The 14546-nt window shown below is 72.3% G+C and carries 12 protein-coding genes; 6 read left to right on the top strand and 6 right to left on the bottom strand.

What is annotated here, in order from left to right:
• Positions 1-144 precede the first annotated feature (144 nt).
• The 6 genes from KZQ38_RS16930 to KZQ38_RS16905 all read left to right on the top strand — a co-directional run bounded on the left by KZQ38_RS16930 (position 145) and on the right by KZQ38_RS16905 (position 7968).
• Positions 145-759 carry an HAD family hydrolase gene (locus KZQ38_RS16930; protein WP_219443064.1) on the top strand — a complete coding sequence of 205 codons (615 nt, stop codon included), beginning with the start codon at positions 145-147 and terminating at the stop codon, positions 757-759.
• Between the two features lie 71 nt (positions 760-830).
• Positions 831-2219 carry a cysteine--tRNA ligase gene (cysS, locus tag KZQ38_RS16925; RefSeq protein ID WP_219443063.1) on the top strand — a complete coding sequence of 463 codons (1389 nt, stop codon included), beginning with the start codon at positions 831-833 and terminating at the stop codon, positions 2217-2219.
• 2 nt (positions 2220-2221) lie between these two features.
• Complete coding sequence (gene rlmB, locus KZQ38_RS16920; RefSeq protein WP_219443062.1) at positions 2222-3184, top strand: 23S rRNA (guanosine(2251)-2'-O)-methyltransferase RlmB; 963 nt, start codon at positions 2222-2224, stop codon at positions 3182-3184.
• An 83-nt stretch (positions 3185-3267) separates the two neighbouring features.
• Positions 3268-4689, top strand: coding sequence for an MBOAT family O-acyltransferase (locus tag KZQ38_RS16915; RefSeq protein ID WP_219443061.1), 1422 nt, complete (start codon positions 3268-3270; stop codon positions 4687-4689).
• 359 nt (positions 4690-5048) lie between these two features.
• Entirely contained in the window at positions 5049-6275 is a 1227-nt protein-coding gene (locus KZQ38_RS16910; RefSeq protein ID WP_219443060.1) for an MFS transporter, read from the top strand.
• Between the two features lie 355 nt (positions 6276-6630).
• Complete coding sequence (locus KZQ38_RS16905) at positions 6631-7968, top strand: sensor domain-containing diguanylate cyclase (protein ID WP_257901631.1); 1338 nt, start codon at positions 6631-6633, stop codon at positions 7966-7968.
• 40 nt (positions 7969-8008) lie between these two features.
• On the opposite strand, the gene KZQ38_RS16900 is transcribed toward KZQ38_RS16905, so the two are convergent.
• The 6 genes from KZQ38_RS16900 to KZQ38_RS16875 form a co-directional block, all read right to left on the bottom strand.
• The gene (locus KZQ38_RS16900) at positions 8009-10636 is read right to left on the bottom strand and encodes a fumarate reductase/succinate dehydrogenase flavoprotein subunit (protein WP_219443058.1); all 2628 of its coding nucleotides are present in this window, start codon (positions 10634-10636) and stop codon (positions 8009-8011) included.
• Entirely contained in the window at positions 10636-11301 is a 666-nt protein-coding gene (locus KZQ38_RS16895) for an ABC transporter ATP-binding protein (RefSeq protein WP_219443057.1), read from the bottom strand. The genes KZQ38_RS16900 and KZQ38_RS16895 overlap by 1 nt, the downstream gene beginning before the upstream one ends.
• Positions 11298-12068 carry an ABC transporter permease gene (locus KZQ38_RS16890; RefSeq protein ID WP_257901630.1) on the bottom strand — a complete coding sequence of 257 codons (771 nt, stop codon included), beginning with the start codon at positions 12066-12068 and terminating at the stop codon, positions 11298-11300. Before KZQ38_RS16890 ends, KZQ38_RS16895 begins: the two co-directional genes overlap by 4 nt.
• Positions 12068-13399: an ABC transporter substrate-binding protein gene (locus tag KZQ38_RS16885; RefSeq protein WP_219443055.1), complete on the bottom strand. Its 1332-nt coding sequence runs from the start codon at positions 13397-13399 to the stop codon at positions 12068-12070. The genes KZQ38_RS16890 and KZQ38_RS16885 overlap by 1 nt, the downstream gene beginning before the upstream one ends.
• 14 nt (positions 13400-13413) lie before the next feature.
• A complete protein-coding gene (locus KZQ38_RS16880; protein WP_219443054.1) occupies positions 13414-13641 on the bottom strand; it encodes a 4Fe-4S dicluster domain-containing protein in 228 nt (75 codons plus the stop codon).
• Between the two features lie 91 nt (positions 13642-13732).
• Entirely contained in the window at positions 13733-14470 is a 738-nt protein-coding gene (locus KZQ38_RS16875) for a GntR family transcriptional regulator (protein WP_219443053.1), read from the bottom strand.
• Positions 14471-14546: the final 76 nt, after the last annotated feature.

Genomic DNA, 14546 nt, shown 5'->3' with positions numbered 1-14546 from the left:
CATCATCGGCAAACGCGGCCTGAGCGAGCACGACGCGCCGCGACCGACCCTCACGAAGATCACCGGCAACGCGGCCCGAGGTGTGGCGTGCGTCGCGGCGCGGGGACCTTCAGCGGAGAGGTCCAGACCACGTAACGTGCGGATGTGACGATCCGCGCCGTCCTCTTCGACTTCTCCGGCACGCTCTTCCGCCTCGAGCACGACTCCCTCGTCGAGCACGCCGACCTGATGCGGGCGCTGACCGCGCCGGTCGGGATCGCCGCCGGCCTCGACATCGACCCGGACCAGTGGGAGCGCCGCGACCTCGACGGCGACCTCCACCGGGACCTGCACGTGAAGGCGCTCCGGGCGGCGGGCGCCGACGACCCGGACGACTTCTACACCCGCCTGGTGTCGCCGCCGTTCTGGCAGCCGTACCCGGACACGGCGGCGGCGCTGGGCACCGGGTTGCCGACCGCCGTGGTGAGCAACATCGCGTGGGACATCCGGGCCGTCTTCGAGCGGCACGGCGTGGTGGACCTGGTGGACGAGTACGTGCTGTCCTACGAGGTGGGCCACGTGAAGCCGGACCCGGAGATCTTCCGCATCGCCTGCGACCGGCTCGGCGTGCGGCCCGACGAGGTGCTGATGGTGGGCGACTCCGCGGAGGCGGACGGCGGCGCGGCGGCGGTGGGCTGCCGGGTCGCGATCGTGCCGCCCCTGGAGACCGCCGAACGGCCGGACGCGTTGCTCCGGGTGCTGCGCGAGCACGCCGGGTAGCTCCGGCACCCCGCACAGGCGACCGGGCGGGTGTGTCAACCCCGCCCGGCCCGCGCCCGTACCATTCTCACGTGAGCCTCCACTTGTACGACACCGCGAGCCGGTCCATGCGGGAGTTCGTCCCGCAGGTCTCCGGAACGGCGTCGATCTACGTGTGCGGGGCGACCGTGCAGGGCGTGCCGCACATCGGCCACGTGCGCAGCGGCCTGAACTTCGACGTGCTGCGCCGCTGGCTCCAGCGCACGTACGAGGACGTCCGGCTGGTGCGCAACGTCACGGACATCGACGACAAGATCCTCACCAAGGCCGCCGACCACGGCCGCCCGTGGTGGGAGTGGGCGTACGCGCACGAGCGCGCGTTCGAGGACGCGTACACGGCGCTGGGCTGCCTGCCGCCGTCCTACGCGCCCCGCGCGACCGGTCACGTGACGCAGATGGTCGACCTGATGCGGCGGCTGATCGACCGCGGCCACGCCTACGCGGCGAACGGCGACGTGTACTTCTCCGTCACCTCGTTCCCCGAGTACGGCGCGTTGTCCGGGCAGAAGCCGGACGAGGTGCACCAGGGCGAGTCGGCGGCCACCGGCAAGCGCGACCCGCGTGACTTCACGCTGTGGAAGGCCGCGAAACCCGGCGAGCCGTCGTGGCCGACGCCGTGGGGTCCGGGCCGGCCGGGCTGGCACCTGGAGTGCTCGGCCATGGCCACCGAGTACCTGGGCGGCACGTTCGACGTCCACGGCGGCGGCATCGACCTGATCTTCCCGCACCACGAGAACGAGCAGGCGCAGTCGCGCGCGGCGGGCGACGGGTTCGCGCGGTACTGGATGCACAACGCGTGGGTGACCCTCAGCGGCGAGAAGATGTCGAAGTCGCTGGGCAACACGGTCGCCATCCCGACCCTGCTGGAGCAGGTCCGCGCGGCCGAGCTGCGGTACTACCTGGTGGGGCCGCACTACCGGTCCACCATCGAGTTCTCCCGCGAGGCGCTGGACGAGGCGGTGTCGGCCTACCGCCGGATCGAGTCGTTCCTGCGCCGCGTCGTGGAGCGCACCGGTGCGGTCGGCGACCGGGGGGCGCTGCCCGACGCGTTCGTCGCGGCGCTGGACGACGACCTGGGCACGCCGGGCGCGCTGGCCGCGATCCACCGCCGGGTCCGCGAGGGCAACACGGCGCTGGAGGCGGCGGACGACCTGGCCGCCCGCGCGGCGGCCGAGTCGGTGCGCGCCATGGCCGACGTGCTCGGCGTGGACCCGCTCAAGTGGACGGACGCGCCGGCGGGCGGCTCGGGCAGCCGCAAGGCGCTCACCGCACTGGTCGAGCACGTGCTGGAAGAGCGCGTGAAAGCCCGCAAGGAGAAGGACTTCGCGCGTGCCGACGCGTTGCGCGACCGCCTCCTCCAGGCCGGGATCGCCGTCGAGGACACCCCCGACGGTCCGCAGTGGACGTTGAAGGACGACTAGCCGTGGCAGGCAACTCCAAGCGCCGGGGTGCGATGCGCAACCCGGGCTCCAAGAAGGGCGCGGTCGTCGGTTCCGGCGGGCAGAAGTCGAAGGGCTTGCAGGGCAAGGGCCCCACGCCGAAGGCCGCGGACCGGCCGAACCACCCCGCCTACAAGCGGGCGCAGGCGACGGCGCGCACCGAGCAGCAGCGCGCGCAACGCCGCAAGGCCGCCGAGAACGCGCCGGAGACGGTCGCGGGCCGCAACCCGGTGGTGGAGTGCCTGCGCGCGGGCATCCCGGCGACGGCGCTGTACGTGGCGCTGGGCATCGACGCGGACGACCGGGTGGCGGAGGCCGTGCAGCTCGCCGCCGACCGCGGCATCTCGGTGCTGGAGGTGCAGCGCGGCGAGCTGGACCGCATCACGGGTGGCGCGGTGCACCAGGGCCTCGGCCTCCAGGTGCCGCCGTACGAGTACACCGACCCGCGCGACCTGCTGCCGATCGCCCGCCGGTCCGGCCTGCCGCCGCTGCTGGTGGCGTTGGACGGCGTGACGGACCCGCGGAACCTGGGCGCCGTGGTGCGCTCGGCGGCGGCGTTCGGCGCGCACGGCGTCGTGCTGCCGCAGCGGCGTTCGGCGGGCATCACGGCCGTCGCGTGGCGCACCAGCGCGGGCACGGCGGCGCGGATGCCGATCGGGATCGCCACGAACCTCACCCGGCAGCTCCGGGAGTGGGCCGAAGAGGGCCTGATGGTGGTCGGGCTGGACGCGGACGGCACGGTCGACGTGGACGGGCTGGACCTCGCCACGGGGCCGCTGGTGGTCGTGGTGGGTTCCGAGGGGCGCGGGCTGTCGCGGCTCGTGCGGGAGACGTGCGACCAGACGGTGTCGATCCCGATGGCGGGCGGCGTGGAGTCGCTCAACGCGTCCGTGGCGGCGGGCGTGGTGCTCGCCGAGGTGGCGCGCAGGCGGCGGCTGGCGGTGTGACCGGGGCCGGTCGGGTGTGACGCAACGCTTTTTGTCACCCGATCGGCTGTTTCCCGGGCAGTCGCCGGATAAGGTTCCCGGCGATGTCCTTCGCCACACCACTCTTCCTGTGGTTCTTCCTGCCGGTCGTGCTCGCGGCCGTCCTCGTCGCGCCCAGGAACCGGCGCAACGTCGTGGTGGCCGTGGCGAGCCTGGCGTTCTACGCGACCGGTGCGGGCGGCACGACGTTCCTGCTGCTCGGCGCGATGCTGGTGAACTACCTGGCGGGGCGGCGGCTGGAGCCCGGGACACCCGGTGACCGGCGGCTGGTCCTGGTCGGCGCGATCTGCGTGAACCTGGGCGTGCTGCTGGTCTGGAAGTACCTGGGTTTCGCCACCGAGCAGCTGCACGCCATCGCGTCGTTGATCGGCGCGGACCTGCCGGTGGTCCACCTGGCGCTGCCGATCGGCATCTCGTTCTACACGTTCCACCACATCTCGTACGTGGTGGACGTGTACCGGGGCGAGCGGCCCGCGCTGCGCGAGCCGGTCGCGTTCATCACCTACATCGCGATGTTCCCGCAACTGGTGGCCGGGCCGATCGTCCGGTTCCGCGAGATCGCGGACCAGTTGCCGCAGCAGCGGATGCACCGGTGGGACGACGTCGCGGCGGGTTTCCCGCGGTTCGCGCTCGGCCTGTGCAAGAAGGTCGTCATCGCCGACTCGCTGGCCCCGATGGTGGACGCGTGCTTCGCGACGCCCGCCGACCAGATGACGTCCGCGATCGCGTGGCTCGGCGCCATTGGTTACACGCTGCAACTGTACTTCGACTTCTCCGGTTACTCGGACATGGCGATCGGACTGGGCCGGATGCTCGGCTTCCGGCTGCCGGAGAACTTCGCCCGCCCGTACTCGTCGGTGACCGTCACCGAGTTCTGGCGGCGCTGGCACATGTCGTTGTCCCGCTGGTTCCGGGACTACGTCTACATCCCGCTGGGCGGCAACCGGACCGGCGTGCTGCGCACGTACCGGAACCTGGGGATCGTTTTCGTGTTGACCGGTTTCTGGCACGGCGCGAACTGGACGTTCCTCGTGTGGGGTTTGTTCCACGGCGCGCTGTTGATCGTGGAACGGCGTTTCCACTGGGATTCCGCGCCCGCCGGCCGGTTCGCCCGAATTGGTCGCCGGGCGCTCACCGCGCTCCTCGTGGTAATCGGCTGGGTCTTCTTCCGCGCGGCCGATCTCGGTGCGGCGGGCACAATGATCGGCCATCTCCTGGTGCCCGATTTCGGCGGTCTCGGCGACACCGTCGCGGCGGCGGCCACCAATCAGCGGATCGTCCTGCTGCTGCTCGCCTCGCTGATCGTCCTGCTGCCCGCGCACCCGGTGAGCGGTCCCTACCTGGAGTCCTCGCGCGGGAAGGTCGCGGTAGCGGCTAGGGTGTCCCTGATGACGGTGGGCGTCCTCTACGCGGCGGTCCTGGTCGCGAGCGGCACGTTCAGCCCGTTCCTGTACTACCAGTTCTGATGATCGACGAACCGTCCCGGCGACAATTGCCGGACGCGTGGCGGGCGCGGGCCGGCGTGCTCGCGCGAACCGGCTCGACCGGTCGGCCCAGCCCCGCGCGGACCAATGGAGGTCGCCCTGACCCACAGTAGGCGGACTTTGCCCGCGGCGAGCCACCTACGGTCAACTGTCAAGAATAGGTGCCGGATTTTCCTACTGTGTAACTACTTTATGTAACCGACCTGCTCCGATCGGGTACACACTGTGGTAGGACAGAGATTGCCGAACCGGCAGCTTCTACCGTGCTAACCGAGCTAATTGTTACTTCGGGGTGGGGGTAACGTGACTCACTCATCGGGGCCGACGAACCTGGAGGAGCGGTGACTTCCGGGGGGACCGTGCGCGCGCTCGTGGGCAACCGCGAGTTCCGCGCCATGTGGCTCGGTTCGACCGTGTCCACCGTGGGCGACCAGCTCGCGGCCGTGGCGTTGTCACTCCTGGTGTTCGAGCGCACGAACTCCCCCGCCTGGACCGCTCTCACGTGGTCGCTGACGCTGCTCCCGTCGCTGGTGTCGGGACCGCTGCTGGGCTGGGTCGCCGACCGGTTCCCCCGACGCACCGTGATGGTCTGCTGCGCCTGGCTCCAAGCGGCGCTGGTCGGCCTGATGGCCGTGCCCGGCGTGCCGCTGTGGATCATGATAGTCCTCCTGGTCACCGTGCTGATGGTCGCCTCCCCGTTCCTCGCGGCCCAGGAGGCGAGCCTGCCGCACGTGCTGCCGGAGAAGCGTTACGACGACGGCGTGGCCCTGTTCGGGACGTCCGTGGACGTCGCGCAGATGGCCGGGCTGGCGGGCGCGGGCTTCCTGGTCACCACCGCCGGCGCCAACTGGGCGCTCGCGCTCGACGCCGCCACGTTCGTGCTGGTCGCGATCATGGTCCAGTTCTCCGTCCGGTTCCGCCCGGCCGCCGACCCGCTCGGCGCCCGGCATCGGGATGCCGAAGACCGCAAGGGAGCTTTCGCGCTGCTCGTCACGGATCCGCGTCTGCGCAGTCTCATGGGTATGCGGATGTTGGCGGGCATCGCGATGGTCCCCGAGGGCCTCGCCGTGCCACTGGCCGCGGACCTGGGCGCGGTGTGGGCCGTCGGGCTCATCCTCGCCATCGAACCGGCGGCGAACGTGTTGGGGGTGGCGGTGTTGTTCCGGGTGGTGCGCGACCCGGCGAAGCGGGAGCGGCTGATCGGGCCGCTGGCCGTGCTGTCGGTCGCGCCGCTGGTCATGTTCGCCTTCAACCCGAACCTGACCTGGACGATCGCGCTGCTCGTGCTGGCCGGCATGGCCGGGGCGTACCACACGCCGGCGCGGTCGGCGTGGATGCGCATCCTGCCCGACGAGTACCGCGGGCGGGCGTACGGGATCGCGCGCACGGCGCTGCGCTCCAGCCAGGGCGGCGGGATGGCCTTGGCGGGCGTCGTCGCACACGCCATCGGCTCGGTGACGGCGACCCTCGCGGGTGCGGGCGCCATCGGGCTGCTGCTCGCCGGGCAGGCGACCGTAGCCTGGAACCGGGCGCGGTCGAGGACCGACCCGAACGCGGTGACCACATGAAACGGACTCACCACGATTGGCGATTCTCATGATGAGGCGTTCGTGCGCACTCCGCGAGAAGACACGCACGTGGGGTGGGGCTTCCGGACCTGGCTCAAGGAGAGCGATGGGGTCACCACTCGCGGTTACGCATGGTAGACGCTCCTCTACTCGCGACTGGGGTACCGAGGGGGGCCGTGAGGCCGTCGCCGCGCCGGTGAGTGGCCGCGCGGCGGCGGCATGAGTGTAGGGGGACGTGGTGAAGAACAGTTTGCCTGACCACGAGCCGTCCGCGACAGTCACGTGGCGTCTGAGTCGGAACTGGGACCTTTGGTCGCTGCGCCGCACCGCGATCGCCTACATCCTCTCCGTCGAAATGGTCGTCACCGGTGCGGCCGTTTGGCTGCTGACCGCGCTCGGCTCCGCGGCGAGCACCGATTGGCTCCGGTTCGGTGCGCTGGTACTCGCCGTCACCGTCCACCTGACGACCGTGCGCCGGGCCGAGGAGTCCCGACGGGACGAATCCGCCGGGCCGTACTTCGACCTGACCTCCGTGTGGACGTTCGCGGCGGCCATCGTGCTGCCCGCCGGGATGGCCGTCCTGGTCGCCGTCTGGCTGCGGATCGTGCTGTGGCCGATCGCGCGGCGGCAGCCGTACCGGTTCGTCTTCACCTCCGCGCACATCGTGGCGAGCACGTTGCTCGCGAACGCGGCCGTCCACCTGTCGGGGTTCTCGCTCTCGGCGTCCGGGCGCGTGCTGACCGACCTGGCGCTGCTCGGGGTGCTGGTCCTGGTGGCCGGGCTGTACTGGTTCGTCCAGGTCATCCTGATGACCGTCGCGTTGAAGATCGTCAACCCGCAGACCCGGTTCGTGGACAGCCTGGGCACCCGCAACGACAACATGCTGGAGATGTCCACGCTGGGCGTCGGCGCGATGCTCGGGATGCTCACCGCGACGCACTGGGTCGCGCCGCTGCTGCTCGTCGTGCCGGTGATCCTGGTGAACGCGCTGCTGCACCGCGCGTCGGAGCGGCAGGCGCACCTGGAGCGGCTGGTCGCCGAGCAGCACAAGGCGCACCTGCAACTGACCAAGGACGCCCACACCGACTACCGGACGGGGCTGTTCAACACCAACGGGTTGAGCGAGCACGCCGGGCGGCTCACCGAGCGGTGCAAGCACGAGGGCAGGCCGGTGGCCGTGCTCGCGATCGACCTCGACCACTTCAAGCGGATCAACGACACGTGGGGCCACCCGGCGGGCAACGCCGTGCTGGCCGAGGTCGGGCGCATCCTGCGGGAGAAGCTGCGGCCCGGCGACGTGGCGGGGCGCGACGGCGGTGAGGAGTTCGTCGTCGTGCTCGCCGACACCGGTCTCGCGCAGGGCGCGGCCATCGCCGAGCGGGTGCGCGAGGCGATCGCGGAGATGTCGGTGGTGACGACCGACAAGCACCGCAACACGGTAACCCTGCGCGGGCGCAACCTGCCGCTCACCGAGGACGGTCCGGAGGTGCGGGCGATCTCCGCGTCCATCGGCGTGGCGGTCGTGCCGGACAACGGCGACTGCCTGCTGGCCGCGCAGCACAGCGCGGACTCGGCCCTCTACGCCGCCAAGGAGAACGGCCGCAACCAGGTCCGCGTGGCGGGCACGGACATCCACGCCCGCCGCCTCCCCGCGCCCCGCGTGGACGAACCGGAGATCACCCGCTCCGCCTGACCCCGCGCGGGGCCGAACCGCGTCGAACCCGCCCGCGCGATCACCGCTCCCCGGCGTCGCGAAGAGCCTGCCGTGCGTACGCCCGCACGTCGGCATCCGTGTCATCGAGCGCCCGTTCCAGCGCAGCCGCCACCTCGGGCCGGTCGACCCACCTGGCGAGTACCCGCGTGGCGGCCTTCCTAACGTCCAGGTTGGCGTCCGCGAGGCACCCGACCGCCGCGACGGGGTCGTCCGCCGCCCACACCGCGCCGACCCGCACCTGCCACGCCGGGTCCGCCAGCGCACGCGCCGCCACGTCCCGCAGCTCCGCGAAACCCGCACCCGACTCCAACGCCGCGGCGCGGACCAGCGGGTCCGGGTCGTGCGCCAGGGTCAGCAGCACGTCCGGCCGGGCCCGCAACGCGCCCAACCCCTCCGCCACCAGCACCCGCAGCTCGCGTGCCGGGTCGTCCGCCGCCGACGCCAGCAGGTCCGCCGACCGCAACGCGCGCAACCCGCGCACACCACTCGAACGGACCGCGACCGAACGGTCCGCCAGCGCCGCCGCGTACACCTCCGCCCGACCCAGCTTCAACGCCCACAGCACGTCCAGCGCGGCGACCCGCGAGGGCGAGCGCTCCAACGCCTCCCGCAACTCCTCGCTCGGCGGCACGACCTCCACCAGCTCGCGCAACCCCGCGCCGGCCGCCGCGCGCACGTCCGCGTCACCGTCGGCCATGGCCCGCACGAGCGCGAACTCGAAACCCGCCGGCACCGCCTCGGTCAGCAACGCCACGGCGGCCCGCCGCACCGCCGGGTCCGGGTCGGCCAGGTACGGGTCCACGGCCGCCAGGTCGGGCCGCGCGTCGGTGAGCGCCAACAGCTCCAGCAACCTCGGCGACCCACCGCCCACCGCCCGGTCCGCCACCGCACCCGGCGCGGCGGCCACCGCGACCGCGCGGCCGGCCAGCACCTCCACCTCGCCCGCCGGCGGCACGAGGCCGGCCACCGGCACCAGGTACGGCGCGACCGGCCGCTTCACGAACTCCGTCGCACCGGCCGCGTTCTTGCGCAGGTTCAGGTGGTGGAACCAGGTCTCGTCGTCGCGCTCCGGCAGGTCCACCCGGTCGTGGTACAGGCCCCAGCGGCTCTCGGTGCGGGTCAGCGACGCGTGCGCGGCCAGTTCCGCGCAGTCCCGGATGAACGTCACCTCCGCGCACCGCATCAGCTCGTGCGGCGTGCGCGCGCCCATCCCGGCCACCTCGGCGCTCATCCGGACGAACGCCTCCAGCGCCAGCTCCAGCCGGGTGCCGGACTTGGGCGGCGCGACGTAGTCGTTCACGAACCGCCGCAGCTTGTACTCGACCTGCGGCTGCGGCGGCCCGTCCGGGTTGCGCAGCGGGCGGTACACCAGCTCGTGCGCCTCGGCCACCTGGTCCTCGGGGAGGTCGGTCAGCGGTGCGGCGGTCCGCGCCGCGTCCGCGCCCGCCAGGTCGCCGAACACGAACGCGCCCAACATGTAGTTGTGCGGCACGCACGCCAGGTCGCCCGCCGCGTAGAGGCCGGGCACCGTGGTGCGACCGTGCTCGTCCACCCAGACCCCGGACGCCGAGTGGCCGCCGCACAGGCCGATCTCGGAGATGTGCATCTCCACGTCGTGCGTCCGGTAGTCGTGCCCGCGTCCACTGTGGAACGTGCCGCGCGTCGGGCGTTCCGTGGTGTGCAGGATGTTCTCCAGCGCCGCCACGGATTCCTCCGGCAGGTGCGTGGTGCGCAGGTACACCGGTCCCCGCTCGGAGGCGATCTCGGCCGCCACCTCGGCCATCATCTCGCCGGACCAGTAGTCGCAGTCCACGAACCGCTCGCCGAGCGCGTTGACCTGGTACGCGCCGAACGGGTTGCCGACGTACGCGCACGCCGGCCCGTTGTAGTCCTTGATGAGCGGGTTGATCTGGAAGCACTCCAACCCGGACAGCTCCGCGCCCGCGTGGTAGGCCATCGAGTAGCCGTCGCCCGCGTTGGTCGGGTTCTCGTACGTGCCGTAGAGGTAGCCGCTGGCGGGCAGCCCGAGCCGACCGCACGCGCCGGTCGCGAGGACCACCGCGCCCGCCGCGACCGTGACGAACCCGCCGGTGCGCGTGTCGAACCCGGCCGCGCCCACGGCCCGCCCGCCGGCGACCAGGACGCGGACGGGCATGACCCGGTTCTCGATGCGGATGCGCTCACGCATCGACCGCTCCCGCATCACCCGGTACAGCACCTTCTTGACGTCCTTGCCCTCGGGCATCGGCAGGACGTACGAGCCGGACCGGTGCACCTGGCGGACGTGGTACTCCCCCGCCGCGTCCTTCTCGAACTTGACGCCGTAGCCCTCCAAGCGGCGCACCATGTCGTAGCCGCGCGTGGCGGTCTGCAACACCGTGCGCTGGTTGACGATCCCGTCGTTGGCACGGGTGATCTCGGCGACGTAGTCCTCCGGCGACGCCTTGCCTGGGATGACGGCGTTGTTGACGCCGTCCATGCCCATGGCCAGCGCACCGGAGTGCCGCACGTGGGCCTTTTCCAGCAGCAGCACGGACTTCCCGTGCTCGGCGGCGGTGATCGCGGCCATCGAGCCGGCCGTGCCACCGCCGACCACCAGCACGTCGCACGACAGTTCGGTGCGCTCCGCCAGGGGTGGGACCTCCATCAGCCCATCACCGCCGCGAGGATCGCTTCCCGCCGCACGTCGACCTCACCCGCGCCGAGCACCACCACCCGGTCGCCCAACCGCACCGCCTCGTCCACGTCGTGCGTGACGAAGATCGTCGTCGTCCCGGTCTCCCGCAGCACCGCCATCACCAACTCCTGCATCGCCGACCGCGTCCGCGCGTCCAGCGCGCCGAACGGCTCGTCCATCAACACCAGTCGCGGCTCCTGCGCCAGGGTGCGGGCGAGCTGCACCCGCTGCCGCATGCCACCGGACAGCTCCCGCGGCAGGTGGCGCTCGAAACCCGCCAGCCCCACCCGGTCCAGCCAGCCGCGTGCCCGCACGCGGCGCTCCGCCCTCGGCACACCGCGCAACGCGAGCGGCAGCTCCACGTTCCGCAGCGCGTCACGCCACGGCAGCAGCCCGTCGTCCTGGAACACCAGGGCCCGGTCCCGCGACGTGCCGCGCACCGGGACGCCGTCCACCAGCACCCGCCCGGCGGTGCCGGGCAGCAGCCCGGCGACCACGCGCAGCAGCGTCGACTTGCCGCACCCGGACGGCCCGACCACCACCAGCAACTCGCCCTCCGCGACCACCAGGTCGAGGCCGCGCAGCACCGCCGACCGCCCGTACCCCGCGGTCAGGCCCTCGATCCGCACGCTCACGACCGCGCCTCCCCCGGCAGCCACCGGGTGGCGCGGCGGCCCAGCAGCTCGACCACGCCCGCCGTCACCCGGCCGAGCAGGCCGATGGTCACCATGCCGACGACCACGCCGGGGTAGTCGACCACCGTGTACGCCTGCCAGGTGCGGTAGCCGACGCCGTACCGGCCGGAGATCATCTCCGCGGAGATCACGCAGATCCAGGCCACGCCCATGCCGACGGACAGGCCGCCGAACACGCCGGGCAACGCGCCCGGCAGCACCACCCTCACCAGCACCTGCCGGCGGCTGCCGCCCATGGTGCGCAACGCGTCCTCCCAGGTCGTCGGCAGGGCGCGCACCGCGTGCCGGGTGCTGACCAGGATCGGGAAGAACGCCGCCACGAACGTGATGAACACGATCCCCTGCTCGTCGGTCGGGAACAGCAGGATCGCGATCGGCACCAGCGCGATCGCCGGTATCGGCCGCACCACCTCCAGCAGCGGCTGCACCAGGTCGCCGAGCACCCGCGACCGCGCCACCACCACGCCCAGCGCGGTCCCGACGACCGCCGCGAGCAGGAACCCCAGGCCGATGCGGGCCAGGCTGCTGCCCAGGTCGCCGTAGAACTCCGCCCGCGTGAGCTGCCGGGCGAACCGCTCGGCCACCTCCACCGCGGTCGGCAACTGGTCGAACCGCAGCCAGAGCCGCACCCCGGAGGCCGTCAGCACCTGCCACAGCAGCAGCCCCGCCGCCAGCGACACCACGCGCAACACCCACCGCCGCGCCATCACGCGCCCGCCAACGCCTGCGCGTAGGTCAGCACCGCGCCCCGCTTCGCCGCCTCCGCCTCGGTGGCGAACGGCAGGAACCGGTCGCCGTCCCGCACCCAGTGCGCGTGCTCGGCGAACCACCGGGTGCCGGTCGCCGCGTCCGGCACGTACGCGGCACGCACCTGCTTCCCGGCCTGCTTCACCTGCTTGAGCAGGCAGTCCGGGGTGGCGGCGGGCCGCGTGGCCGACTCGCCCGCGAACCACACCTCGCCCGCCGCGGCGGGATCGGCGACCGGGACACCGCAGACGGGGTCCTCACCGGTGATGCGGGCCGGGTTCGCCAGGTCCTCGGTGCCCTCGTACACCGCCTTGAGCGGACCGTCGTCGATGAACCGGTCGACGTCCAGCTCCGCGATGTCGCCGATGGACCGGAGGAGCGGCACGTCGTCCCGCAAAGCCTCGCGCAGCACCGACTTCAACGACAGGTCGAAGGTGGCGATCCCGTTCGGACCGTTGTAGAGGTACACCACCTCGGGCGGCAGGCCGGTCGCCGCCGCGACGGATTCCGCCGCCGCCAACGGGTTCGCGTGCAGGTACCGGGTCGCGTCGAGCTGGGCGCGCAGGAACTCCGCCAGCACCTCGGGCCGCGCGTCCGCGAACGGCTTGCGCACCACCACGCCGTGCAGCGTGGGGTGGTCCAGCGCCGCGCCGTCGTAGAGCAGCTTGGCCTGCCCGGCGAACACGAGCTGGCCGGGCCAGGCCACGAACTGCGACAACGCCGCCACCCCGCCGCCCTGGAGCGCGGACGCGCCGACGGAGGGCTGCTGGTTCTCCACGACCACCTCGGTGCCGTCGAGCGCGCGCACCAGCGTGCCGTGCCCGGCGGAGCCGACGCTCGTGGACACCTTCTGCCCCCGCAGGTCGGACAACGCCTTCGCGGTCGAGTCGGGTCGCACCACGACCATGTTCAACGCGCCGCGCGCGTTGTAGCCGGTGACCGACACCATCCGGGTGCCTTCGTCACCCATGTCCTGCGTGCGGGAACCGTTGATGAGCAACGGGAAATCACCCATCGAGCCGATGTCGACCCGGCCCGCGACCATCTGCGCGGTGATCGGCGCGCCGGTGTCGTAGTCCTGCCACGTGACCCGGTACCGCGTGCCGGTGCGCTGCCCGAGGGCGTCGAGCCGCCGCTCGAAGTAGCCCAGTTCCCGCAGCAGGGTGCCCGCGGTCACCGTGTTGATCGTCTTGGACTGGTAGCCGACCACCACCGCGACCTCGTCCGAGGCCGCGCCGCCGCACGCCGACAGCGTTCCCGCGGCCAGTGCCGCGACCAGGAGTGCGCGCATCGCCGGATGTCCTCTCACCGCAGCAGGTAGGGCATGTTGATCTCGACCGCGCCCGTGGGGCAGCGCGCCGCGCACGGGCCGCAGTACCAGCACTCGTCCACGTGCATGTGCGCCTTGTTGGTCTCCGGGTGGATGGCCAGCGAGTCCAGCGGGCACATGTCCACGCACAGGCGGCAGCCTTCGATGCACAGCGACTCGTCGATGGTCACCGGCACGTCGACGCGGTTGTGGACCAGGGGCATCGTCGGTCTCCTCCGGGGGTTTTTCGGCGGGGGTTTTTCGGGCGCGCGGCAGCGCACCCGGTGCTCTCGGGCGTGGTCGGGGCCGGTCGGTTCAGCGGTGGGTGCGGCGGCAGACCGCGCTCATGGTGAGGCGGTCGCCCCTCATGCGGATGAACTCCAGGTCGACGGGTCGGCCGTCGGTGAAGTGGCTCAGGCGTTCCACGACCAGCAGGGCCGCGCCCCTGGGCACTTCGAGCACGGTCGCCGAGTGCAGGTCGGCGTTCACCGCCTCCAACGCCACCGAGGCCGTGCCGAGCCGCCGGCCGGAGGTCTGCTCGATCAACGCGAAGATGTCGCGGTTGCGCAGGTCCTGGGTCAGCAGCGGCGCGCCGACGTCCGGCGCGAGGTAGGTCAGGTCGAGCGACAGCGGCAGGCCGTTGAGGCGGCGCAGGCGCTCGACGTAGAGCACGGGCTCGCCCTCGGCCAGCCCGAGCCGGCGGGCCACCGACGACGGCGCCTTGACGGGTCCGGCGGCGCGGACGTCGTTGGTGACCTCACCGTGCTCGTGCAGGGTTTCCGCGAGGCCCATCAGCTCCTCCAGGCCGTGCGGGTACTTCTCGGTGACCACCAGCGTGCCGACGCCGGGCACGCGTTCGATCAGGCCCTCCTCCCGCAACAGGTCGAGGGCCTCCCGGATGGTGTTGCGGGACGTGGCGAACTCGACGGCGAGGAAGTGCTCGTCGGGCAGGACGCCGTCCGGGTAGGCCCGGTCCACGACCTGCCGGCGGATCACGTCGGCCGCCTGGCGCGCCCGGTCGGCGCGCAGTCGCCGCTCCGGTGCGCTGCTCATGCGGCACAGTCTGGGACACGGACCGCGAACGGGTCGTTACGCGCGGGTTACGCCACTCGAACCGCCGGTGACGTGC

It is taken from the genome of Saccharothrix obliqua (genome assembly GCF_019375475.1).
Taxonomy (GTDB): Bacteria; Actinomycetota; Actinomycetes; order Mycobacteriales; family Pseudonocardiaceae; genus Actinosynnema; species Actinosynnema obliqua.
The sequence above is the reverse complement of the archived record's forward strand: the minus strand, read 5'-3'. Positions and strand labels throughout refer to the sequence as shown.

Excerpts from the sequence above, each read along its gene's own strand:
- KZQ38_RS16915 (WP_219443061.1), top strand. The coding sequence starts at position 3,268 with ATGTCCTTCGCCACACCACTCTTCCTGTGGTTCTTCCTGCCGGTCGTG.
- KZQ38_RS16905 (WP_257901631.1), top strand. The coding sequence starts at position 6,631 with ATGGTCGTCACCGGTGCGGCCGTTTGGCTGCTGACCGCGCTCGGCTCC.
- KZQ38_RS16900 (WP_219443058.1), bottom strand. The coding sequence starts at position 10,636 with ATGGAGGTCCCACCCCTGGCGGAGCGCACCGAACTGTCGTGCGACGTG.
- KZQ38_RS16890 (WP_257901630.1), bottom strand. The coding sequence starts at position 12,068 with ATGGCGCGGCGGTGGGTGTTGCGCGTGGTGTCGCTGGCGGCGGGGCTG.
- KZQ38_RS16885 (WP_219443055.1), bottom strand. The coding sequence starts at position 13,399 with ATGCGCGCACTCCTGGTCGCGGCACTGGCCGCGGGAACGCTGTCGGCG.
- KZQ38_RS16880 (WP_219443054.1), bottom strand. The coding sequence starts at position 13,641 with ATGCCCCTGGTCCACAACCGCGTCGACGTGCCGGTGACCATCGACGAG.
- KZQ38_RS16875 (WP_219443053.1), bottom strand. The coding sequence starts at position 14,470 with ATGAGCAGCGCACCGGAGCGGCGACTGCGCGCCGACCGGGCGCGCCAG.